This window comes from Dyadobacter sp. 32 (genome assembly GCF_902506755.1).
GTDB lineage: Bacteria > Bacteroidota > Bacteroidia > Cytophagales > Spirosomataceae > Dyadobacter.
In genome coordinates this window covers 1,112,561-1,133,379 of the sequence record NZ_LR735258.1, presented here as the reverse complement: position 1 = coordinate 1,133,379, position 20,819 = coordinate 1,112,561, and the positions used below count along the sequence as shown (strand labels likewise).

The window sequence follows — 20,819 nt, the reverse complement described above, 5'->3', positions numbered from 1 at the left end:
TTTTTACCTTTATTCCGGAAGGCGGATGGAGGAAAATAGGTTCGGTGCTCCTGGATTTCACGACGGTTTGGAGCTCAGATGGAGGTTATTTGCTTGTTCCAAAGCTTTTTAAATTTGTCGAGACAGTTATACTTCAACTTGGAAAATTTTACCGGATCGGGCTCTCCAATCTTTTCACCTATTTCATTTGCGTTTAATCCCCAATATGCCCAATCCATTATAATTTCTCGGCAAGGGGAACTCAATTTATCCAGAAGGAGCATGATTTGCTTCATTTCATCCCTTGATTCCAGGTCCCGGGTCAAATTTTGTTGTAAGTCATCCACCTCCGGCAGATCATGTACATAATCTATCTTATTGGATGCATTTTTTCTTATGAAATCGATGGTCTTGAAATAGAAAATCCTGTAGAAGTAGGTCGAAAGTTTACTTTGTCCTTTGAAAAGGCCATTTTCAATGTGTTCTACCACCAGCATTACAGTGTCCGTATAGAGATCCTTCAGGTCACCTTCACTTAATCCCGTTTCTGCCTTTAGCTTATAGACGAAGCCGTAGTGCTCATCTATTAAGGTTTTCACAAGGCTATTTTTATCTATACCATGATTGGTGTACAATTGTAAAACTGCAGGATCACCTGGTGGGCTTTGAATATTTTCATGGATCATTGACACGGTTGTACAAGCGATAGCGTGAATAACTTTATTGACTATAAGTTGCCGGGAAAATTGTGCAAGGAGTGTGGTCACAACCCTTCAGTTTCGTTAGCACACTATTCATGAATTGTGAAGGCGGTAAGTTTCAGCTGACGTGCTTCAGTCCTGAAATGGAGATTATTCCCACTTTATTTCAGTTTTTCACATCAAACAAATTGAATTTTGATGCGAAAAAAGATTCACGGGTAAAAATAACCCACTTTCAAGTTCAAGACTGAAGTTGATATCTAGGCGTGATTTAAAGTTTGGCAGCAGTGACCAGGTGGAAATAGAAGCAGCCCTGATTTTCCGAGGGGTTTTATCCGTACTTGAGTGACGGGAGGCGTTCTTTTAGAATCTGAAGTTTCCATAGATAGAGTAAATAGGGTAATGGTGCAAATGTAAATACATTGATCCATTATTTATTGTCCATTTGTAGAATAAATATAAAAATTCATGTTGGTTAGTCCATTATGATGGATGGTCAGTAGGAGGAATTTGTGATTTTTCTGGGAAGATTTCAGCGCTTGAATGGGGGGGATAAAGTGCATTTTTGTGATCATTTTTCGACAATTCGAAAAGTTTATTTAAAATATTTTCGAAGCTAATGTTCTATAAATCAGTTTTTTATTTGTTTTGTTTTATTTTTATACAAAAAAGTACAGGATAATTAGCGGTTAGTTACGACTAATTGTCTGGATTAACAGCAATATCTATTGTGATCCTCCTCAACGAAAAAAGTTATGAAAAAAATTATTCTTACAGTAGCTATGCTACTTGCCGGAGGGTATGTTTTTGCTCAGAATAGTGTTTCGACAATAGTTGAAACGGGTGATTACAGCAAGGCTCTTGTAACCCAGGCCGGGACTCATAATTCATCAGTTCTTCAAAAAAGTAACGCGACGTCCGTCGCTGAGGAAAATCTGGTCACCATTACACAGACCAACATTCCGATTTACAACACAACAGGAAATGCTTCGAAGGTTGAGCAACATGGTAATTCCCATATAACCACAGTTACTCAAATTGGAGACAACGCACTTGAGGCTTACATTGGATCCGATGGTTCAACGGTAGATGCCAATGTGGATAATGAAACTTTTGCCAGACAAAATGGTGTGGGTAATATAGGTCTGCAGTACATCAAGGGTGCGGTAGCCAATGAATCAAAGTTGACGCTCAATCAAGGCGGTTTCGATAATACCTCTACGCAAACGGCTTCAGGTTCAATTTCTTCTTCAGGCTCTGTGGCCCAGGCAGGGAATCGCAATGATTCATGGCAACAAGTGGAAGGGCAACGAAATGAAGCTTTCACAATCCAGCTTGGTGACGATAATTATTCTTTTCAATGGATAGAAGGCGCGGGGAGTGCTGACAATATCAGTTATGTATTGCAGGCTGGGGATAGAAATACGTCTCGTGTCCTTACCAAAGGAGACGATAACGTATTTAATCTGAGTCAGATTGGGAATGATAATATCTCTGTAGGTATAACTGGTGACATTAATTCCAACGCCGAACAAATAGGTGACGGCAACTCCGCAGTACTCACACAAACCGGGGATGATAATCAGTTCTGGGTGGAACAGAACGGAAATGACAATACAATTAAAGGAACAACCCTGGTTGGGGCCTTTCAGCTAGGAACCAACAACAAGGCAATTTTCTCTCAAAATGGTGATGAAAACACCATTATTTCCAATCAGATTGGTCATGATAACTTTGAAAAGGTTATTCAGACAGGAGAGAGCCAGAATTCAATGACCCGGCAAACAGGCAACGCCAATGTGGGCAACATAAGCCAGGGGAATCTTTAACCGCGAATATATTCTTCAATATATTATATCAAGTTTTTCACATTTTTTTTCCATCCTTTCTCTTTTTTCAATCATGAAAAAACTAACCTTAACGGTTGCGTTTCTTTTAGCAGGAACGTATCTTTTTGCACAAAACAACGTTAACAATCTGAATCAGACCAACAATAGTGGATCAGGTATGAACGTTGGAACCATTACTCAAACTGGTAAAGACAACCTTTCCAATGTTGATCAGACGAAGACAACAGGTTCAAGTACCGGCAACACTGCAACAGTTAATCAATCAAATCCTCTTCCTTACACACTTGGTCAAAATGAATCAGATATTGATCAAAATGGTAATCGTCTCAATGGCACAGTGACTCAGGTAGGAGATCAACAAGGATCTGTTATTGGGCAAACAGGTGATCGCCAAACTGCTGTGGTAGGACAAATTGGAACAGGCAATGATTCCGAAATTGACCAAAAAGATACGCGTAACACTTCCAACGTGGATCAAAATGGTAACAACAACGAGTCCGGGATTACTCAAATGAATCGTGGTAATAATGCGACAGTTGAACAGGATTACATCGGTAACCAGTCTACTATCACACAATCCGGTGGCAACTCGGGTTTATCAGGAAATGATGCTGATGTGCGTCAGGACGGCAACATCAACATATCTACGGTAACACAGGTTGGAACAAGCCTGGGTGGTAATGATGCCGAGGTTGATCAGACAGGTGTTGGATACAACGAATCTACCATTGATCAAAATGGGACTGGGAATGAAGCTGATGTAGATCAAAAGGGCGCTGGAACAAACACGTCATCCGTAATGCAAGATGGCGAGGGTAATGATGCTACGGCTGATCAGGATGGTGCACTTAACCAGTCAACAATTGACCAGGAGGACGAATTGGGAGATGCTACCGTAAAACAAACAGGTAACAGCAACGCATCTACGGTTACACAAGATGATTTTGACAATGATGCAACTGTGACACAAACTGGTAATGGCAACAGTTCAACCGTAACTCAGGATGACTCTTACTGGCTGATAACTTTGGGCGGAAACGATGCAACAATTCTTCAGGTTGGTGATAACAACAGTTCAACTGCCAGCCAATCCGGTGCATCGAATGGTCTTGACGTAAATCAGGGTGGCACAGGTCATGTTTCCTTGCTAAGCCAAGTGGACAACAGAAACACGGCTGATGTGGATCAGACTGGAACAAGCAACACTTCCTGGATTGAGCAGGATGGTAACATAACCACTGGTAACTCCGCCAAAGTTAACCAAAGCAGCTTCTCTCAGTTCTCATACATCGTTCAGAACGGAAGAAACACCGGGGATGTAACCCAGGGTGGTGGTGATGACAACACATCCAATCTGAATCAAAATGGTAACCTTAACTGGGCCAAAGTAACACAGTGGGGTGGTAGCAACAACCAGGATTTAGCACAAGCTGGTAACAATAACAAAATTACTGGTGTAGGTGCCGGTGGCGACACTTACGGTGCAGCGCAAACGGGTAACAGCAATATTGGCTTTATTCGTCAAACTGGTGATGGAAACTTGAGTGAATCTTACCAAAATGGTAACAGCAACAACCTTCGTGTGATTCAATCTGGTAACTCGCATGATTCAGTTGGTTTGCAGCAAGGTGATTCCAATGTCATTAATCTTACTCAGACTGGTTTGAACCATTCTTCATCCATTATTCAGACTGGTGGTATGAACAGCGGTGTAGTAGTTCAAAGCAACGGAATCTAAGTACTATAACTTAGAGACTGACTCTCTTTTAACTCAATAATTAGCAAAAAAGGCGCTCATGGTATATGATACTTTGAGCGCCTGATTTGGCTTCTGGTACTTTTCAAAAAATATCATGAAAATCATATCTCTACCAGCCTGTCTTCTTTTTTTTGGATTAGCCATGAATGTAAATGCACAAGAGAAGTCGCAGGGATCAGGTAATAGTACTGAGGACGTGAATAGCGTAGAGGTTAAAGGACCTCATCAATTGAGTGTGACGCAAGGTGGAAAGGGTAATTCTGTTTTGATAGATCAAAAAGGCGGAACAACAACCGTCATGAGTAACCAGAACGTGATTGTGGTTACGTCGAAAAACGGGAATACAATTATCAGCACAATGGATGCTGATACCTCCGGGCACAAAAACAATGTAGTCCATATCAGACAATCAGGGTCGGGTAACAGATCCACAGTCATTCAGACGGGCAACGGCAACAGGTCAACGATAAACCAGTCCGCTTCGGAGAAGCAGAAAAATTGAGTGGTATTTAACATTTAACGTTATGAAAACTTTCATCTTAGCCCTGTCAATATTTTGTCTTTCATGTACGGTTTCCCTGGCGCAGAGCGTCCAAAATGAAGCGCTGTTCGGGAAGCAATACGCTGGCAATCTTTCGCAGCAATCTTTTAATTCACTATTAAGCACACAATCATCTGTTGGCCAGTCGGGCTCAGAAGCGATTATTATACAGACCGGTTTCGGCAACAGCCAAAATTTAGCCACCAAAGGAACAGGTAACCAGGTGGTCTCCAGTCAGCTTGGTGATGACAATACAATTAACCTTGATCTTGTGGGTAACAATAATCAATATTTGCTTCAGCAGCAGGGGTCAGGCAATACGCTTCAAATGAATAAAATATCAAGCAATGGTAGCAACGTGCAGGTAGGGCAGTCGCAAGACGGGAACAGTCTCATAGTTGAAGGTAGCAAAATCGGAACCTTGCAATCGATGACAATCGAACAAACAGGCGGCATGAAGCTTATAATAGAGTCTAATCCGATTTTTATCAAATAATGAAGTTTACGCTTGTCCTCCCGCTTCTAATTCTAATTTCCTTTTTTGTTTCTGCACAAAGTGAAGAGAGGCTTATCGACGACAAGATGTTTTCGAATCAGCCCTTGGAAGAGTCGGGAATGGAGGAGGACGGGTCGATGACTTTCATTCTGGATAACACAAAAACCAAAGTGGGCAGAGACATGTATGAGGAGTTTTACCGGCAATGGAGCGGTATGCAGCTTGATTCCACAGCCATGGCACAGTTCAAAGCAAGCATCTATTCCAATGAAGAGCTTTTGATAGAGCTGGAGGAAATCCCATCACCTGGAATCAACAACATTGTGGGAATCAAAGTGGGAGACCTACTTGTTTGGCAACAATTTGTTCAACCCAGGTTAGAGGCCATGGAGTTACAGGTTGCTGAGGCAGTACAGCAGGTGCTACAATATTTTATAAGTTATCAGGAAATACAAAGTGAATTAGGTAGTGCTGATCAGAGCGGATCAGGTATTTTTTAAGTTAGGAAAACGTTATTAGTATGAAAAGTTTTTGCATTCTTATTACCCTTTTCTTGGGAGTTCAATCCGTTTCGGTCGCACAGGCGATGGTATACAGGCCAAGAAACCCTTCTTTCGGTGGCGACACTTTTAATTATAACTGGCTTTTGAGCTCGGCTCAAGTACAGGACAAAACCAAAGACCCCTCTATTGCCAAAACAACTACCACTACACAAACCAATGATCTGGCAGATTTTACCAAAAGTTTGAATAGTCAGCTTTTAAACTCCATATCACGTCAGCTTTATACCAGCCAGTTTGGAGAGGATGGGATTAAGGAAGGTACTTACAAATACGGTGATTTCACAGTCGATGTATCTCCTGGGTCGGAAGGATTGGTGGTGAGGATCACGGATGGTAAAGGCGGTGAAACGGCAATTACGGTTCCGTATTATTGAAGTCTGTCAAGGGATGCCGGATATAGTACAACATTTATAAACACCCTCAACTCCAAGGAAAAACTTTACAATGCTTTTAGTGCAAAAAAAATATTATAATCTCACGCTCTGCGTCGTTGCAATTATCCTTTTAAATGGATGCAGTGCATATTTTCATCAGCCCACAAGGCAAAAAGGGGCACGGCTTGGAGAGGATACGCGTATCACTCCCGGTTTGAGGACAATGCCCGGCCCCAGTGAAAAATTGGTGGCAGCGGTCTATAAATTTCGGGATCAAACGGGCCAGTACAAACCATCAGAAAGTGGAATCAATTACTCCACCGCGGTTACGCAGGGGGCCACTAACATACTTCTTAAGGCTCTGGAAGAGAGTGGTTGGTTTGTAGCCATTGAACGTGAGAATGTAAGTAATCTGCTTAACGAGCGGAAAATTATACGTTCGAGTATGGCTCAGTACAAACCGGATAATGAAAATTTACCTCCGTTGCTATTTGCAGGGATTATTCTTGAGGGGGGGATTGTATCTTATGACGCAAATATCATTACAGGCGGTGCTGGTCTGAAATATTTTGGTGCGGGTGCTTCCACCCAGTACCGTCAGGATCGGGTGACTGTATATCTCCGCGCAGTGGCTACAAAGACAGGAAAAATCCTTAAAACAGTTTATACCTCCAAAACGATTCTTTCGCAATCGGTGGATGCCAGTCTTTTTCGTTTCGTCAGATTTAAGCGTTTAATGGAGACGGAAACAGGATTTACGATCAATGAACCTTCGCAAATGGCCGTTACAGAGGCGATTGAGAAGTCGGTTCAAAGCCTGATTGTTGAAGGCGTGCGTGACAAGCTATGGTTGGCCGACGCTAAGAAGTCGAATGAAGTGGCTGCCTGGCTTAAGGAGTATGAGGCAGAGCAAAGTGATGCGCAGGTTACAGATCTTTACGGCGCAAAAGATGAAATCGAAAGATACAGATATTCGGTGATGGCGTCGGGTTCGCTATTGCGCTACACCGGCGATTACGGTCCTTCGGTCAATCGTACGGGACTTGGTCTGGCTTTTAATCTGGGCCTTTCAAAATACTGGCAATTACAATTTAATGCTGCTTCCGGCTCCCTGGCGGCCAAAAACTATTTCAGTCGTGACGTCAGTACGGCTGAGTTAAATCTACAGTACCGTGCTTTGCCAACCCAAAAGCTTTCGCCTTACATACAGATCGGAGGAGGGTGGCTATCTAGTCGGACCAATTCTGCTTTTGAATTTAGTGGCAGGAAGAATAGCATGGTAAATGGTGGAGTAGGGCTGGAATATGCACTCAGCCGACGTGTCGGTTTGAATATCACAGGCCAATACAACTACTTCATTGATGACAACTTTGATCTGGTAAGCCGGGGAACAGTTAATGACGCTTACTGGCGCGCTTCCCTGGGTCTGTCATTTTACCTGGGCGGTACTTTCCGGAAGGTCGTTAAATCTAAATCTCTTTAATTTTAAAATATCCGAATTGTGAAATTATTTCAATCATACTTCAGCTACACCCTTATTGCACTATTGCTAATTTCTATGGCGGTGGGGTGTACGGAAGAGACTTTTGTGGAGCCAGTTGTGTATGGCTCTTTAAGTGGATCGGTGCTCGACAATACAACAAAATTGCCTATTAAGGATGCCGTTGTGAAAGTGAGCCCGAGCGGCAGAACCATTGTGCCAGATGCATCAGGTAACTTCAAAGTGGATAGCTTACCGATAGGAAAATATAGTGTTCAGACAACCGTAGACAAGTATAAAACCGATCTGGTTTCGGTTGAAATTGAAGAGAATAGAGCTACGACCATTGCGGTACTTCTGTTTAAAGATAATAACCAGAATAAATCTCCGCTTATACCTACTGTTGTGAAGCCAGAGGACAAAAGTACCGGTGCAGCTTTGTCAACAGTTTTGGCGTGGAAGACGACGGATCCTGACAAAGACTCGCTACGTTACAGCGTTATTCTTTTCAAAGAGGGACAAAGCACCACAATACCTATTGTCACTGGCCTGCATGTAGATACGCTGGTCGTCAACAATCTTGAATACGCTACGACCTATTTCTGGCAGGTTGTTACGTCTGACAGCATTAATGCTCCGGTGTTTAGCAAGGTTTGGTCGTTTACCACCAAAGCGGTGCCGGAACAGCCCTATTTTTTTACTAGGAAAGTAGGTCAAAATTCGCAGATCTTTTCTTCAGATGGCAGGGAGGATATTCAAATAACCAGTAATGGGGCCAGCTGGAGGCCTGTTGTCAGCCCCAACAGGGAACGTCTTGCTTTCATTTCTAATATCAATACAGAACCTCATATTTTCGTATCAGATCGACTGGGAAGAGGGATTAAAAGAGTGACCGTGGTGCCGATTGGTGGTGTTTCGCTGATGGAGTCTTCATTTTGCTGGTCACCGGATGGTTTAGAGTTACTTTATCCGAATTACGATAAACTTTACGTTGTGCACCAGGATGGTACAGGTCTCAGAATAGTGGCTCAGGCTCCACCCGGCCGCTTTTTTGCGGGTTGTGACTGGACCGCTCAGGGAAACAGGATTGTTGCCAGAGTCACTGGCAGTTCCCAATATGATAACGAGCTTTATGTGATCAATCCTGGTACGGGTGTACTTACAAATCTTTTGACCGGACGCCCTGGTAAAATGGGTAATCCGGATCTGGCCCCTGACGGAAAGCATGCCCTCTTTACGCTGGATGTGTCCAATTTTCAGAATAATGAAGGCAGACAGCTTGATTCCAGAATTTTTATTGTAGATGTGCTGACAGGTATCGCTACAGACATATCTGTGGATAAGGAAAAAGGGACTAATGACCTTGACGCCAGGTACTCTCCCAATGGAGCCAGCATCATATTTACCAATACAAGCAATGACGGTTTTTCGGTAAAGAATCTCTTCAAGACCAATTTGGCTGGCGAAGAACGTATTGAACTTTTGAAGGACGCCGAAATGCCTTATTGGAGATAACCCACCACAACGAATGTTATAAGTAAGAGGATAATGACCAGCTTTAAACTAAGGCTCGTGATAAATAAGGTTCTCGATTGTTATGTTTCTCATTTTTGCTCGACCATTTTATGAAAAAGATCATCTCAGGTTTTAGTCGCCAGTTTAGCATCAGGATTGCTATTTTAGGTCTGTTCTCGTTAAACGGCCTCCTGGCCTACGGCCAATGTGCCGCGGAAAATCCATTAGAAGTACCTGCCTCTTATATCAATGGTAGTGCATCGGGGGGAGGAAATTTCAATTCTGTTATTTTCGGGAATTACAGTACCGGTGACGGCGGAGGTACAGCCGGGAGATTAGCGGTGGGTGGCAACTTTACACTCAATAGTTTTGGAGGTGAATACCAGGTAGGAGTTGCGGATGGCGCTGTGGCAACAGACGACAACCTTATTGTTGAGGGTTCATTGTCCAATATCGCAGGAGTAGTTCGTGTGCGGGGAGATGCAAATTATGGCAGTTTGACGGGCATCAGTACCGCACCTGTGCATAACGTGGGGGAAGGTAGCAATACGGTAGCCAGCGGTCTGTTGGATTTTGTGGGTTTGGCCACTTATTACCAAACGCTGAGTGCAACCAAAAGTAATCTACCCGTACTGGGTACCACCAATGTGGTCAATGGAGTGGTGACGCTCACAGGTAATACTACTGTATCAAGTTACGTATTTAATGTGACTCTGACAGGTGGTGAGCTGACAGATATCAAGTATGTGGACATCCCTTTTGGTTCAGAAATCACCATTAACATCTTAAATACCATTGTAAGTATAGCCCCCACAACGGGCTCAACGGCAATGGTGAATACGCACAGGGCCAAAACGTTGTTTAACTTTCCCAACGCAGAACAGATTTCCTTGTCCTCTTTTATTCTCGAAGGTGGTGTCTTGGCACCCCAGGCCGATGTTGCGGCTCAGAACGCACAAATTATGGGTCCAGCAGTGATTGGAGGTGACATACTTCTTGCAACAAATTTTAGCTTCCAGACTTCCTGCATTGTCGATCCTTTACCGGTGACCCTTACATCCTTTACGGGCAAAAGAGAGGGGAATATGACGAATCTCTACTGGACTACAACGATGGAAAAATCATCAGAAAAATTCTCGGTTGAAAGAAGTATTACTGGAAAGAAATGGGATGTTATAGGCGAGGTTCGGGCCCTGGGCGAAAGTTCAACAGAGAAGTCTTATTGGTTTACGGATACACAGCCTGAAAATGGTGTGAATCTGTACAGACTTAAAATGATCGATCAGGATGGTACTTTTGCATACAGCCGCATGGTGAGTGTTGGTTTCAGCTTTGGGGCTGTGGCGAAAATGTATCCAAATCCTTTTAGCGAAAAATTAAAATTTGATTCAAAGAATATTTCTGATGTGAAAAGTATTGAGATTTTAAATCAGTCGGGTAAAGTATTTGTTCAGAAAAATTATGATGGAAATGACATTGTCGTAAGAGATTGGGAGCCGGGATTGTATATTGTTAAAATGATTGGTTTCGGAGGCAATGTTTCAACCTTTAAGCTGGTCAAAAACTAAGTTGAAGGGAAAAATAGTCATTTGGGATAAATTGGGTCTGGCATTTGCCAGACTTTTTTTATAGTTAGCACAGCAATCAATGAACCGACAATACCGTGGAACTGTACATATTAGCAGATATTTATTAAAACGCAACGAAATAGATTGGCAGGTCGTAATGATTTTACAACCATTTCGTTCTTAATGGGGTCTAAACAATAGAAATTAAATTAACAAAATGAAAATCATAAATAGCAGATATATACTGTTTTTGGGTCTTGCTGTCCTGGCAGGATGTAGTTCCAGCAAAACAGTCCCATACGAAGCAAAATGGAATGCCCCCTTTTCGTTTGTGGATGAAGTAAAGCCGGATCAGGTGGATCAGAAATCAAGATTAAGGTATGGAATTATCAATGATGATCAATTTGTATATATCACACTGAAGACAAAGGATCCGAATACCATACAGAAAATCCTGAGCAATGGACTCCGCATTTCCTTCAGCCCGGAAGGGCAGAAAAAAGATGGATACTACTTGCTTTTCCCGGTCATCATGCGCGAGGACCGGAAAGCGCTTAAACGTATTGACACGGATCTTCCCAACAGCCTGGGTTTGGATATCCTGCTCGATTCCTACAACAAAGAAGCGCTTTGGAAGGATAAGCAGGGCCAGCATTCTATTAATCTGGTGGTGGGCGAAGGAAGCATAAAGTCGCATATTTCTATGGATAAGGATGGCGAACTGACAGAGCAAATTGCCATTCCCTTTAATCTCATGGCTGTAAATGTAAAGGAATCCCAGGTAATGGGTGTTAATATCAAAATCGATGGATCGTCGTCGCAATCGGGTTTTTCGCCCAGGATCGGCATTGGTCTAGGCGGTGGGATTGGTATGGGCGGTGGCATGGGAGTAGGCTTCGGCAGTGGTAACGGATATGGTAATAATCAGGCCGACAGGGCTGTTGATATACGTCTTGAGGTACAGCTTGCCCGAGCTACTTTTAATCCGTAAATATCAGTTTCCTGAAACAGTTACGATGCTTATTAGTGCCGGTGCTCCGGGTCAGATGTAAGAACCTTTGTAATCCCCACCAAATACCTGGCGGGGATTATTTTTTGAGGCACGTTTTTAAAACTCGTTCAGGAAATTGTGTTCCGTCTTCACCTAAGTTCCGCCCTTTATTAAAAAGTACCAGCCAAATTACCCACGCTCCTTATACCAAACCCCATTCCCCTTAGCCCAGCCTTTATTCTTTAAGTTTTTTCCTCGAAGGTAAAAATACATTGGTCATTGCCTGGTATTTTCGTATGCATCTCCTTTTGAACGAATGGACTGCTTCTCTTTTGCAGGAATTCCTAAAACGTTGAATGGGAGATACAATAGGATTGCAGGGCTCAATATACCCAGGTAGCCATACGGTGACCCTGAAGCAAAAATGAAATATGATCCCCACATCATTCTTTCAAAAAAATAGTTCGGGTGATGTGAATAATGCCATAATCCTTTATTGCAGACCAGTCCGTTATTGGCAGGATCATTGGTGAATTGATCAAGCTGAAAATCGGCGATTGTTTCTCCTGCAAGCGAGATGACCCACAAGGCAAGACCTACGTATTCGAAATAATTCAGGTTGGGATCAGAATTGTTTGAAATTATAAATAGCGGAATAGCCAGGAGCAAATTCGATATAGCTTTTGCCTGAAAATACCAGAAAAATTTCCAGTGCTGGTCAGGCGCCCAGTCCTTTCGTAAATCTACATGGTGGCCTTTTTCCTCATGTACATACGAGAAAATCTTGTCGCTCAGGTGTATGCCTAAACGTGCCCCCCACAGAACAACCATACCACAGATCAGAAAAAGTCTTGCCGGGAAACCTTCCGCAAGCACCAATAAAATGATGGCTATGACCGGGAAATTCACTGACCAGAAAATGTCCGCAACACCACCGTTTTTTATTTTTACGGCCCAAATCCATGCGAGGATCATAAGACCACTGCACGTGATCATTGACACCAGAATAGGCAAATAAAAGGCGAAGCTATTCATGTCTATGGCTTAATAATCGATGAATTCCCAGCGCTGGTTTAAGTAATAATAGTCCGATCTGTATGTATAACCAATTTGCCATAGTGTAACATATACAGGTCAGGAAAGTACAAGTTTAAGCGATGTGATCATGCGCACGCGTGTGAGCTGCAAGCTTGTGAGCTGAAGGTAAATCGGTTTACTAATTTGCTTCATGCGGCAGTAATCAAGTCAGTAGGATCTTCATATTTACGTTTTCAAACCCGAAATGGATCATCTTCAGTTGATAAATGGGTAATATTCTGACAAAGCAAAATTTCCATCGAAATGATTGAAAGGGGTTAAAATGGTTTCCTACTGTGCCGCGAGAATTTGCTGTAAGCTTTTCCTGCGACTACTGATAGGCTACATTGGAAAGAAATCGTTCAAAATGGTTAGCTGAATACCCCTGCCGGGTAGGTATTAAGCTTTTAGATGACCTCTCAGTCAGCCCGATTTTTCCTTAGAATAATCTTTCAAATTTACAAGTGTTTTAATCTTAAATGTTTCATGTGAAACATAAAGATTTATTTGTCAGTTAATTATAATTTTTATATATTTGATATATACTTGACTAATCAAGTATATATCAATCACTATTAAAGTATATGTCAAATATATCAGCCTCTTTGAAATGTTTTATGAACCTCAATATGGTTCAGGCCGGTGTGGTTCGTAAATTCGATAATAGATTAGCTAATCATGGGATTAGCTTCAATGATTTCATGATTTTATATCATCTTGGTGAAGCCACCGACGAGAAGTTACGGCGGGTCGATCTGGCTGAAAAGATTGGTTTGACCGCCTCTGGGGTAACCCGTGTGCTGGTACAGCTGGAGAAATTAGGGCTTGTTCGAAGGGAAGTCAATAGTCGTGATGCCCGGGTAAGTTATGTGAAACTGGCTCCTGCAGGGAAACGGATTTTGGTCGATGGAACGGCAACTGCTGAGGTAATCGCCGAGCAGATTGTAGGCACGCTTAAAACCAAAAAGCTGGATGAACTGGGGAAGGTATTGATTGAGTTGGGAGGTTTGATTCAATAGATTTTTGGTGTATTTCGTCGGGCCAACGTTGCCAGGCAAATGGCCGTGTTGATGAAATGCGAAGGTCGAATTTGTTACCTGAAACAAAAGAGGGTTTAGGGAGTCCGTTAGCTCCGGGCTCCCTATTTAATTTATTTAGGAGCAAGGGAGGCGTATAATTTCGACTTGTTGATTGCTTTATTTCTGGACGAATTCTTTGTCGTGACTCGTCTATACGATTCGCTGGTAATTTTGAATAGCGCTTAATTACGGCTTTTTTGTTTCATTTCTGAGGATGTACCGGGCAGGTTGATTAATGGAATGGCGGCATATATTTTGGCTGCTTCGTCACGCTGTTTTATATGGATATCCATGGCAATTTACCTGGGTCATACTTGTACATTTAATGAAATAGGAGGGATCCTGTGATGGTGTGTTGGTTGTGTTCCGAATTCTTCAGCGTCGATATAGGGTATGTTGGAGCGTACCCCTGTATGTTAGTTTTCTTACATTTAGCCTCGTAGGCTGCTGTCAAAGATATGGTTTTTGTTTCTCTAATAATTAATTCACACCTGTATTTGGACTCTAAAATGTTCAAAATTAGTATGTTACATTCGTTAATGATAAACATACATTTATAACGGTTTAAAAATATAATAAGTAAAAAATGTATAAAAAGTAATAAAAGCTTTTTATAATTAATCTATTTTTTACTTTTTGAAGTATTTGTTCTTTCCAAATGATGGATCATTATCAAAATAACTAAAAGTAAAAGACATTATAAAAGTTGTTATAATATAAAAAGTATTAAAAGAATATAAAGTACTGAAAGAAATATAAATACTTAATGTTTATAAAGTATTATAAGTCCATTGTGAATGTTGTGGGCAGGAATGGTACTTTATCGTTTGGTTTGAAAGGTAAACTGTACACTATGAACCCTATACCTGTTGGTTGAACTATTTGAGTTTAAAATAAAACATCCCGCAAAGTATCAAACCAGATTCTTTGAGGGATGTTGAGTGAGGGCCTAGACTTCTTGTTGTGGATGTTTGTGATCTTAGTTTTTTCTTCTAAATTTTTTTAAGTTCTACCAGAATGGTATTGTAACCTTCGTCCATATTGACCGTGTTGTTCTGGCGATTTTCTTGGGCAATCCAGTTGAACAAATTAAACCTTTGCGCGGAATCTTTCCGCAAACGTGAGGGCGGTTTTTAGTCCCTGCTTTCTCAGGCTTTCTTCAAAAACTCGGTTTTTAATACTATATTCATTCCATCCACCCGGCAGTCGATTTCTCCACTGCTATTGGTAAGTTTGATGTTTTTTACCAGTTTACCTCTTTTCAATGTAGTGGATGAACCTTTAACTTTCAGGTCTTTAATTAAGGTGACCGAATCTCCTTCGTTTAGCAATGTACCGTTGCTGTCTTTTACTTCCATGATTATTTTATTGTGGTTTGGGATCGCCTGATGGTACAGGTCGTTCTGTAAGCTACAAAGTAGGAAAAGGTATTTTGATTATGCAAGAATCGATTCAATTCGTTGCAGCTCTTCGTCAGAGAATGATGGGCTGTCCAGGCATTTTATAGAGTCCAGCAGTTGAGAAACTTTGCTTGCGCCTATCAAAACAGACGTAACCCGTGCATCTTTTAACAGCCATGCAAGGGCCATTTGAGCTAATGTTTGTCCGCGACTCAGCGCAATGGCATTCAGTTTTGCTATTTTTTCAAGGATCTGGGGCGTTACCTGGCTTTCCTGTAAATAGCCTTCGACCTTCCCTGCACGGGATTCGGATGGTATTCCTTTCAGGTATTTGTCTGTGAGTAGGCCTTGGGCAAGTGGAGAAAAGGGAATGCAGCCCACACCTTCAGTTTCCAGTATACCCATTAGTTCACCTTCGGCCCAGCGTTCAAACATGGAGTATTTGGGTTGATGGATCAGGCAGGGTGTTCCCAGCTTTTTTAAAATTTGAATGGCCCGTCTGGCATCAGATGCCTGGTAATTAGAAATTCCAACGTACAATGCTTTCCCCTGACGCACCATCAGGTCCAGAGTGGCCATGGTTTCTTCCAATGGGGTGCTGGGGTCGGGGCGATGGGAGTAGAAAATATCCACGTAGTCCAGCCCCATTCTCCTCAGGCTCTGGTCAAGACTCGCCGTCAGGTATTTTTTGGAGCCCCAATCGCCGTAAGGTCCGGGCCACATCCTATAGCCAGCTTTCGTAGAAATAACTAGCTCATCCCGGTGAAGAGCCAAGTCCTTCTTTAAAATATGGCCAAAATTCTCTTCGGCCGAACCGGGAGGGGGACCGTAGTTATTAGCCAGATCAAAATGGGTAATACCGTTGTCAAAGGCGGTTCGGAGAATGGCTCGATAATTTTCAAAGACATCAACACCACCGAAATTGTGCCACAGGCCGAATGAAATGGCCGGCAGCAGTAGGCCGCTGTTTCCGCAACGGCGATACGTCATTTGATCATAACGGCCTGAATATGTAATATATGTCATTTTTTTGATTGAATATCCTGTTGGTTGCTTTTGTCTTGTTAGCATCAAAAGCTCGTTACTCACGGAAATACCCAGTTCAGCTACGATCAGTCGAGCAATCTTCTCAACAATTTTAGTTGATTATTTCTATGGTTTTCTGATCAGTCGGAGCACATAACCGCCTCCTGGGGCCATTTTGATGGTAATTTTGTCCCTCTTACGAAGTGTTGATCTGTTAATCGAGTAATCGGAAGCGTACCTGTCTGCATTGGCGCCGTCGCGGCAGATGGTGGCACTATACACTTTGTCATCCAGAAAAGACAGTGGAAATGTCAGTTCTCTGGGCGTAAGGTCGTTCATAGCGCCTATGTACCAGTTGTTGTTTTTCTTTCGTGCAGTTACGATATAGTCACCTATTTTGGCATCCAAAACAATGGTGGTATCGTAGGTGGTGGGAAGGCTTCCCAGAAGGTTCATGAAATCGGGTTCAAGCATACCCTGTGAGGGGTTTCCCGAAAATAGTTGCAAAGGACTGTCGTACACAAGAAACATGGCCAGTTGCTGAGTCCTTGTGCCTATTGACATCACGTTTTCCATACCGGCTTTAAAGCCTGCTTTTGTGGCATTGCTGAGCAGTCCAGGCTCATAGTCCAACGGTCCCGAGGTCATTCGAATAAATGGCAACAGCAGGTTGTGATCGGGATGGGCCTTATCGCTCCACATGTTGTACTCGGAGCCCAGCACAGCCTCCCTGGTAAGCGCATGGGGATACGTCCTGTTAAATCCGGCAGGCTTAAATGATCCATGGAACATGAGCATGATATGGTGTCTGGCGCAGGCCTGGGCTACCTTGTGGTAGAATTGCACCGTTTTCTGATCATCACGTTCGATAAAATCGGTCATGATGAAGTCCACCCCCCATTTATTGAACTGATCCAGTGCCGGTTCAAGTTGCCTGTCCAAGGTCATTGCCAGCGTCCACATGCCCAGTTTTATTCCCTTACTTTTGGCGTAGGCCGTCAGTGAATCCATGTTTATTTCTGGGGTAATTTTAAAAAGGTCGTTATTATCACTCCAGCCAGCGTCCATCAACACCTGTTCGAAACCAAATCGTCGGGCAAAATCGATGTAGTATTTGTAGGTATTTGTATTTATCCCACTCCTGAAGGGTACGTTGAAAATATTTGAAGAGATAATCCATTCCTCGGTAGATTTTCTCGGTTTGATCCAGGACGTGTCTTTAACCCGTGATGGTGAGGCTAAGCGGTATACAAGATCATTGGCCGGAAGTTCCTTGTCGTGTGTTGCCAGGAGCATCACACGCCAGGGGAAGTCGCGGGTGCCTTTTGTACGTGCAATGAACGACTCGCGCTCCGACACATATCGCATGGAATAAAGGCCCTCCTGTACCTTTTCTGCTTTTGGGTAGGGAGCAAATTCTCCCTTTAAGTTGTTGCCTCGCAGGCTGCGGAGAAACATTCCGGGGTAGTCTTCCAGGTCCGATTCTGTAACTACAACCCTCGGTCCGTCAGCCGACAAAGCAAGTACAGGGCTGACCATCAGTGCCTTGCTAGGAATACTGTCGAGCGGTTTTAATTGGTAAGGATCTTCGAAACTTGTGTGATAAATATCTTGATGACCACGAACGCCGACCTGAGAAAAATAGAGTTGATGACTCTGTGAAAATTTAAATTCGGCCGTTTCATTTTGAACGGTGATAGAATCTTTAATAAAAGTGCTGATACGGTACGCGATACCATCATCGTAAGCCCGGAATGTAACACCAAATGAGTTGGCAAAACGATAACTGATTTCGTTGTAGTGATCCCGTATGCGTTTGCTTTTTTCGGGCACGGGGGAGATAATCATTTCTCTTACAGATCGGGTCTGGATTTCTGCTTTCTCCAGATGACCGGAGAGCCTGCTCTTATCTTGTAGGGTCATATCTACGGTGGAGGGGTCAAGCAATGGCTTTTTGTCATAGGACACGGTGTAAGTGAATGCTTTATCATAGGAAATAACAACCTTAACAGCACCGTTTGGAGAAATGAGTTCTCTGGTTTCAGCTGAGCGCGCAGGAAAAACGAAATGGAAGGTACAGAGCAGAATAATGAATGATCTCATGGGTTTTGAATAGGGTGGAATGCCGGGTCTATCTGCACAACGGGTGGGAGCAGAATAATCTCAAATATAGATTTTATTGAACTCTTGCCGCACACTTAAAATAATTATTTATTTGGTATGATTGTGAAAACGGGAGTTTACGGGGCCTCGATGATTTATCATTGAGCTGGACTATTAACCATGGCCTTTCATAAGGAAAGAAACGGTCGCTGATAAAATAATTGATGCATATGATCCAACGTTTTCAACGAATGAAGTGTCATCAATTTTAAACCACCTTTGCTATGAAGAAATTTCTGTTTCTGGTCGTCGCGGCTGCTGTACTCGGATGCCACCCTGATCTCAGCGACGAGCCGCCAGGTGGCTCTACTTTCGATAAAACAGGATATCGCCCCATTTACCAGTCCAACAGCGAAGTAAAGAATATACTTGTGGGTGCCCCGATTCCACTCAAAGATCCTGGTAAAATTTATCTTTTTGAGCCCTACTTGTTTATCAACGAGCGTGGCAAAGGGCTGCACATTATAGATAATTCAGATCCGAAAAATCCTGAGAACATTTCTTTTATTTCGATCCCTGCCAATTTCGACATGGCTGTGAAGGGCAACTGGCTTTATGCAGATAATGCGAGTGATCTGGTGGTACTGGATATCAGCGATCCCAGGTTACCTAAGGTTGTGAAGAGAATTTCGGGGGCGATTCCGGCGATGAATTACCCGCCATACGCAAATGTTTATTTTGAATGTATTGATACTAAAAAGGGTGTTGTAACCGGTTGGGAGAAAGTGAATATGGAAACCAAACCTGCCTGTTACCGGTAGTAAGCATGGTGAAATACACAAATTTTAAAGATAAGATCATGAAGAGATTATTTCCGGTTTTGTTTTTCCTATTGATTGTTGCGGGGCTGCTGTTACTTTTCTATTCCTGTGGGAAGAGTGGCGATAGTCTGTCTCCGCAAACGGGCGTTGGCGGTTCCATGGCTCGTTTTGCCATTACAGGTAACACACTCTACATCGTTTCGAAGCAAACACTGGAAGTATATAACATCGCCAACGGCGCTGAACCAACGAAGACGACCAGCAAGGATATAGATGTGGGCATTGAAACGATTTTCCCCTATGGCGAAAATCTGTTTATTGGATCCACCAGTGGGATGTATATTTTCGAAAATAAGACGCCTTCGAATCCGGTATTGCTTTCACAATATTCACATGTTCAATCCTGCGATCCGGTTGTGGTCCAAGGCCAGTATGCTTATGTAACTTTGCGGGGTGGTACCGAATGCAGAAGAGGGGCAACATTCAGCTCATTGGATGTCATAGATATCAGTGACCTCAGGAAACCCAAAATGATTGAAACCCAAAGAATGGACACCCCTTACGGACTGGGCGTCTCAGGGAATAAACTATTCGTTTGTGAGGGAGATTTCGGGCTGAAAATTATGGATGTCTCAAATCCCGCCAGTCCCGTGTTTGCCAGACAATTCAAGGATGTTGCTGCTTACGATGTGATTGCATTACAGGACCAGTTGATTTTGACCGGTAAAAATGGTCTTTATCAATACCATTTTGATGAAACCGATAAGATGGAGTTGCTAAGCAAAATTCCCGTAGAATGAGATATGTTTTGTTGTTCCTGTTGATAACTGCTAGCCTGGGAAGTGCTTGTGCTCAAAAAAATGAGATGAAGGAGCATGTTATTCTCAAGTTCCTGCCTTTGGGTATGTTTGATTTAGATAATACGTTTCAGCTTGGTGTGGAGGTTCCTATCAAAAATAGCAGGTTCAGCTTACAGCAGGAAGCGGGCTATGGGCATTCTTCCTTTAACATTTGGCCTGTGGAGCGGGGGAACCGACCGGATAACACAACCTTTAAGACCCGGAGTCAGTTTCGATTCTATTTCTTTGATAAAACGAAAATGAGGGCCTATCTGGCCGGTGAGTATCTGTTCAAACGGGTAGTGAACAAGGACCGCCAATGGGTTGGGCAAGACTGCGTCAATGGCGCATGTGGTTATTTTGAGAACAAGGATGTTCGTTTTGGGAGATTTGTAAATGCAGGTCATGTAAAGTTCGGTTGGCAGTTTCATTTTCCGAAACGGATGATCTTTGAAGTGTACACCGGTTTTGGTTTACGCCATATCGAAGGTCGTGCGCTGACCGCTGGAGCATCAAACGCCCGGCTAAGAAACCAGTGGTGGTGGCTAAGTCAGGGAACTACTTTTAACGAAACACTGCCTAGCCTGGCGGTTGGCTTTCAGCTTGGTCTGCTTCTTGGTAAGCTGAAGCCATCCGTATCACTGGACTAAACTCAGG

19 protein-coding genes are annotated in these 20,819 nt (G+C 42.9%); 14 read left to right on the top strand and 5 right to left on the bottom strand.

What is annotated here, in order from left to right:
* Positions 1-74: 74 nt before the first annotated feature.
* Positions 75-578, bottom strand: coding sequence for a sigma-70 family RNA polymerase sigma factor (locus DYADSP32_RS04455; RefSeq protein WP_414617513.1), 504 nt, complete (start codon positions 576-578; stop codon positions 75-77).
* A gap of 857 nt (positions 579-1,435) precedes the next feature.
* Between DYADSP32_RS04455 and DYADSP32_RS04450 the strand changes: the two genes are divergently transcribed.
* From DYADSP32_RS04450 to DYADSP32_RS04405, 10 genes are all read left to right on the top strand, one after another.
* The gene (locus DYADSP32_RS04450) at positions 1,436-2,509 is read left to right on the top strand and encodes a hypothetical protein (RefSeq protein ID WP_149243849.1); all 1,074 of its coding nucleotides are present in this window, start codon (positions 1,436-1,438) and stop codon (positions 2,507-2,509) included.
* Between the two features lie 73 nt (positions 2,510-2,582).
* Positions 2,583-4,268 carry a hypothetical protein gene (locus DYADSP32_RS04445; RefSeq protein ID WP_149243850.1) on the top strand — a complete coding sequence of 562 codons (1,686 nt, stop codon included), beginning with the start codon at positions 2,583-2,585 and terminating at the stop codon, positions 4,266-4,268.
* Positions 4,269-4,383: 115 nt separating this feature from the next.
* A complete protein-coding gene (locus DYADSP32_RS04440) occupies positions 4,384-4,791 on the top strand; it encodes a curlin repeat-containing protein (protein WP_149243851.1) in 408 nt (135 codons plus the stop codon).
* A gap of 22 nt (positions 4,792-4,813) precedes the next feature.
* Positions 4,814-5,326, top strand: coding sequence for a hypothetical protein (locus tag DYADSP32_RS04435; protein ID WP_149243852.1), 513 nt, complete (start codon positions 4,814-4,816; stop codon positions 5,324-5,326).
* A complete protein-coding gene (locus DYADSP32_RS04430) occupies positions 5,326-5,826 on the top strand; it encodes a CsgE family curli-type amyloid fiber assembly protein (protein WP_149243853.1) in 501 nt (166 codons plus the stop codon). The genes DYADSP32_RS04435 and DYADSP32_RS04430 overlap by 1 nt, the downstream gene beginning before the upstream one ends.
* Before the next feature lie 20 nt (positions 5,827-5,846).
* Complete coding sequence (locus DYADSP32_RS04425) at positions 5,847-6,263, top strand: curli production assembly/transport component CsgF (RefSeq protein ID WP_149243854.1); 417 nt, start codon at positions 5,847-5,849, stop codon at positions 6,261-6,263.
* A gap of 70 nt (positions 6,264-6,333) precedes the next feature.
* Positions 6,334-7,746, top strand: coding sequence for a CsgG/HfaB family protein (locus DYADSP32_RS04420; protein ID WP_149243855.1), 1,413 nt, complete (start codon positions 6,334-6,336; stop codon positions 7,744-7,746).
* Between the two features lie 18 nt (positions 7,747-7,764).
* The gene (locus tag DYADSP32_RS04415) at positions 7,765-9,258 is read left to right on the top strand and encodes a carboxypeptidase regulatory-like domain-containing protein (protein ID WP_149243856.1); all 1,494 of its coding nucleotides are present in this window, start codon (positions 7,765-7,767) and stop codon (positions 9,256-9,258) included.
* A 110-nt stretch (positions 9,259-9,368) separates the two neighbouring features.
* Positions 9,369-10,826 carry a choice-of-anchor A family protein gene (locus tag DYADSP32_RS04410; protein WP_149243857.1) on the top strand — a complete coding sequence of 486 codons (1,458 nt, stop codon included), beginning with the start codon at positions 9,369-9,371 and terminating at the stop codon, positions 10,824-10,826.
* A 217-nt stretch (positions 10,827-11,043) separates the two neighbouring features.
* Positions 11,044-11,817 (top strand): hypothetical protein, encoded by a 774-nt coding sequence (locus tag DYADSP32_RS04405; RefSeq protein ID WP_149243858.1) that lies wholly within the window; start codon positions 11,044-11,046, stop codon positions 11,815-11,817.
* 276 nt (positions 11,818-12,093) lie between these two features.
* Here the strand turns inward: DYADSP32_RS04405 and DYADSP32_RS04400 are convergent, their stop codons facing one another.
* Positions 12,094-12,813: a DUF1295 domain-containing protein gene (locus DYADSP32_RS04400; RefSeq protein ID WP_414617512.1), complete on the bottom strand. Its 720-nt coding sequence runs from the start codon at positions 12,811-12,813 to the stop codon at positions 12,094-12,096.
* Between the two features lie 665 nt (positions 12,814-13,478).
* On the opposite strand from DYADSP32_RS04400, the gene DYADSP32_RS04395 reads away from it, so the two are divergent.
* Positions 13,479-13,913, top strand: a complete 435-nt coding sequence (locus DYADSP32_RS04395) for a MarR family transcriptional regulator (RefSeq protein WP_149243860.1) — start codon at positions 13,479-13,481, stop codon at positions 13,911-13,913.
* Positions 13,914-15,121: 1,208 nt separating this feature from the next.
* Here DYADSP32_RS04395 and DYADSP32_RS04390 read toward each other — a convergent pair.
* The 3 genes from DYADSP32_RS04390 to DYADSP32_RS04380 form a co-directional block, all read right to left on the bottom strand.
* Complete coding sequence (locus tag DYADSP32_RS04390) at positions 15,122-15,355, bottom strand: zinc ribbon domain-containing protein YjdM (RefSeq protein ID WP_414618151.1); 234 nt, start codon at positions 15,353-15,355, stop codon at positions 15,122-15,124.
* A gap of 54 nt (positions 15,356-15,409) precedes the next feature.
* Positions 15,410-16,399, bottom strand: a complete 990-nt coding sequence (mgrA, locus tag DYADSP32_RS04385) for an L-glyceraldehyde 3-phosphate reductase (RefSeq protein WP_149243862.1) — start codon at positions 16,397-16,399, stop codon at positions 15,410-15,412.
* A 126-nt stretch (positions 16,400-16,525) separates the two neighbouring features.
* Positions 16,526-18,502, bottom strand: a complete 1,977-nt coding sequence (locus DYADSP32_RS04380; protein ID WP_149243863.1) for a glycoside hydrolase family 97 protein — start codon at positions 18,500-18,502, stop codon at positions 16,526-16,528.
* A 284-nt stretch (positions 18,503-18,786) separates the two neighbouring features.
* On the opposite strand from DYADSP32_RS04380, the gene DYADSP32_RS04375 reads away from it, so the two are divergent.
* Genes DYADSP32_RS04375 through DYADSP32_RS04365 form a run of 3 tightly spaced genes read left to right on the top strand, consistent with a single transcriptional unit; the run spans position 18,787 to position 20,812 of the window.
* On the top strand, positions 18,787-19,323 hold the full coding sequence (locus tag DYADSP32_RS04375; protein WP_149243864.1) for a hypothetical protein: 537 nt from the start codon (positions 18,787-18,789) through the stop codon (positions 19,321-19,323).
* A 38-nt stretch (positions 19,324-19,361) separates the two neighbouring features.
* The gene (locus DYADSP32_RS04370) at positions 19,362-20,123 is read left to right on the top strand and encodes a hypothetical protein (RefSeq protein ID WP_149243865.1); all 762 of its coding nucleotides are present in this window, start codon (positions 19,362-19,364) and stop codon (positions 20,121-20,123) included.
* Positions 20,120-20,812: a DUF3575 domain-containing protein gene (locus DYADSP32_RS04365; protein WP_149243866.1), complete on the top strand. Its 693-nt coding sequence runs from the start codon at positions 20,120-20,122 to the stop codon at positions 20,810-20,812. Before DYADSP32_RS04370 ends, DYADSP32_RS04365 begins: the two co-directional genes overlap by 4 nt.
* The last annotated feature ends 7 nt before the right edge of the window (positions 20,813-20,819 follow it).

Excerpts from the sequence above, each read along its gene's own strand:
- DYADSP32_RS04430 (WP_149243853.1), top strand. The coding sequence starts at position 5,326 with ATGAAGTTTACGCTTGTCCTCCCGCTTCTAATTCTAATTTCCTTTTTT.
- mgrA (WP_149243862.1), bottom strand. The coding sequence starts at position 16,399 with ATGACATATATTACATATTCAGGCCGTTATGATCAAATGACGTATCGC.
- DYADSP32_RS04420 (WP_149243855.1), top strand. The coding sequence starts at position 6,334 with ATGCTTTTAGTGCAAAAAAAATATTATAATCTCACGCTCTGCGTCGTT.
- DYADSP32_RS04405 (WP_149243858.1), top strand. The coding sequence starts at position 11,044 with ATGAAAATCATAAATAGCAGATATATACTGTTTTTGGGTCTTGCTGTC.
- DYADSP32_RS04395 (WP_149243860.1), top strand. The coding sequence starts at position 13,479 with ATGTCAAATATATCAGCCTCTTTGAAATGTTTTATGAACCTCAATATG.
- DYADSP32_RS04375 (WP_149243864.1), top strand. The coding sequence starts at position 18,787 with ATGAAGAAATTTCTGTTTCTGGTCGTCGCGGCTGCTGTACTCGGATGC.
- DYADSP32_RS04445 (WP_149243850.1), top strand. The coding sequence starts at position 2,583 with ATGAAAAAACTAACCTTAACGGTTGCGTTTCTTTTAGCAGGAACGTAT.
- DYADSP32_RS04425 (WP_149243854.1), top strand. The coding sequence starts at position 5,847 with ATGAAAAGTTTTTGCATTCTTATTACCCTTTTCTTGGGAGTTCAATCC.
- DYADSP32_RS04440 (WP_149243851.1), top strand. The coding sequence starts at position 4,384 with ATGAAAATCATATCTCTACCAGCCTGTCTTCTTTTTTTTGGATTAGCC.
- DYADSP32_RS04450 (WP_149243849.1), top strand. The coding sequence starts at position 1,436 with ATGAAAAAAATTATTCTTACAGTAGCTATGCTACTTGCCGGAGGGTAT.
- DYADSP32_RS04365 (WP_149243866.1), top strand. The coding sequence starts at position 20,120 with ATGAGATATGTTTTGTTGTTCCTGTTGATAACTGCTAGCCTGGGAAGT.
- DYADSP32_RS04380 (WP_149243863.1), bottom strand. The coding sequence starts at position 18,502 with ATGAGATCATTCATTATTCTGCTCTGTACCTTCCATTTCGTTTTTCCT.
- DYADSP32_RS04400 (WP_414617512.1), bottom strand. The coding sequence starts at position 12,813 with ATGATCACGTGCAGTGGTCTTATGATCCTCGCATGGATTTGGGCCGTA.
- DYADSP32_RS04435 (WP_149243852.1), top strand. The coding sequence starts at position 4,814 with ATGAAAACTTTCATCTTAGCCCTGTCAATATTTTGTCTTTCATGTACG.
- DYADSP32_RS04370 (WP_149243865.1), top strand. The coding sequence starts at position 19,362 with ATGAAGAGATTATTTCCGGTTTTGTTTTTCCTATTGATTGTTGCGGGG.
- DYADSP32_RS04410 (WP_149243857.1), top strand. The coding sequence starts at position 9,369 with ATGAAAAAGATCATCTCAGGTTTTAGTCGCCAGTTTAGCATCAGGATT.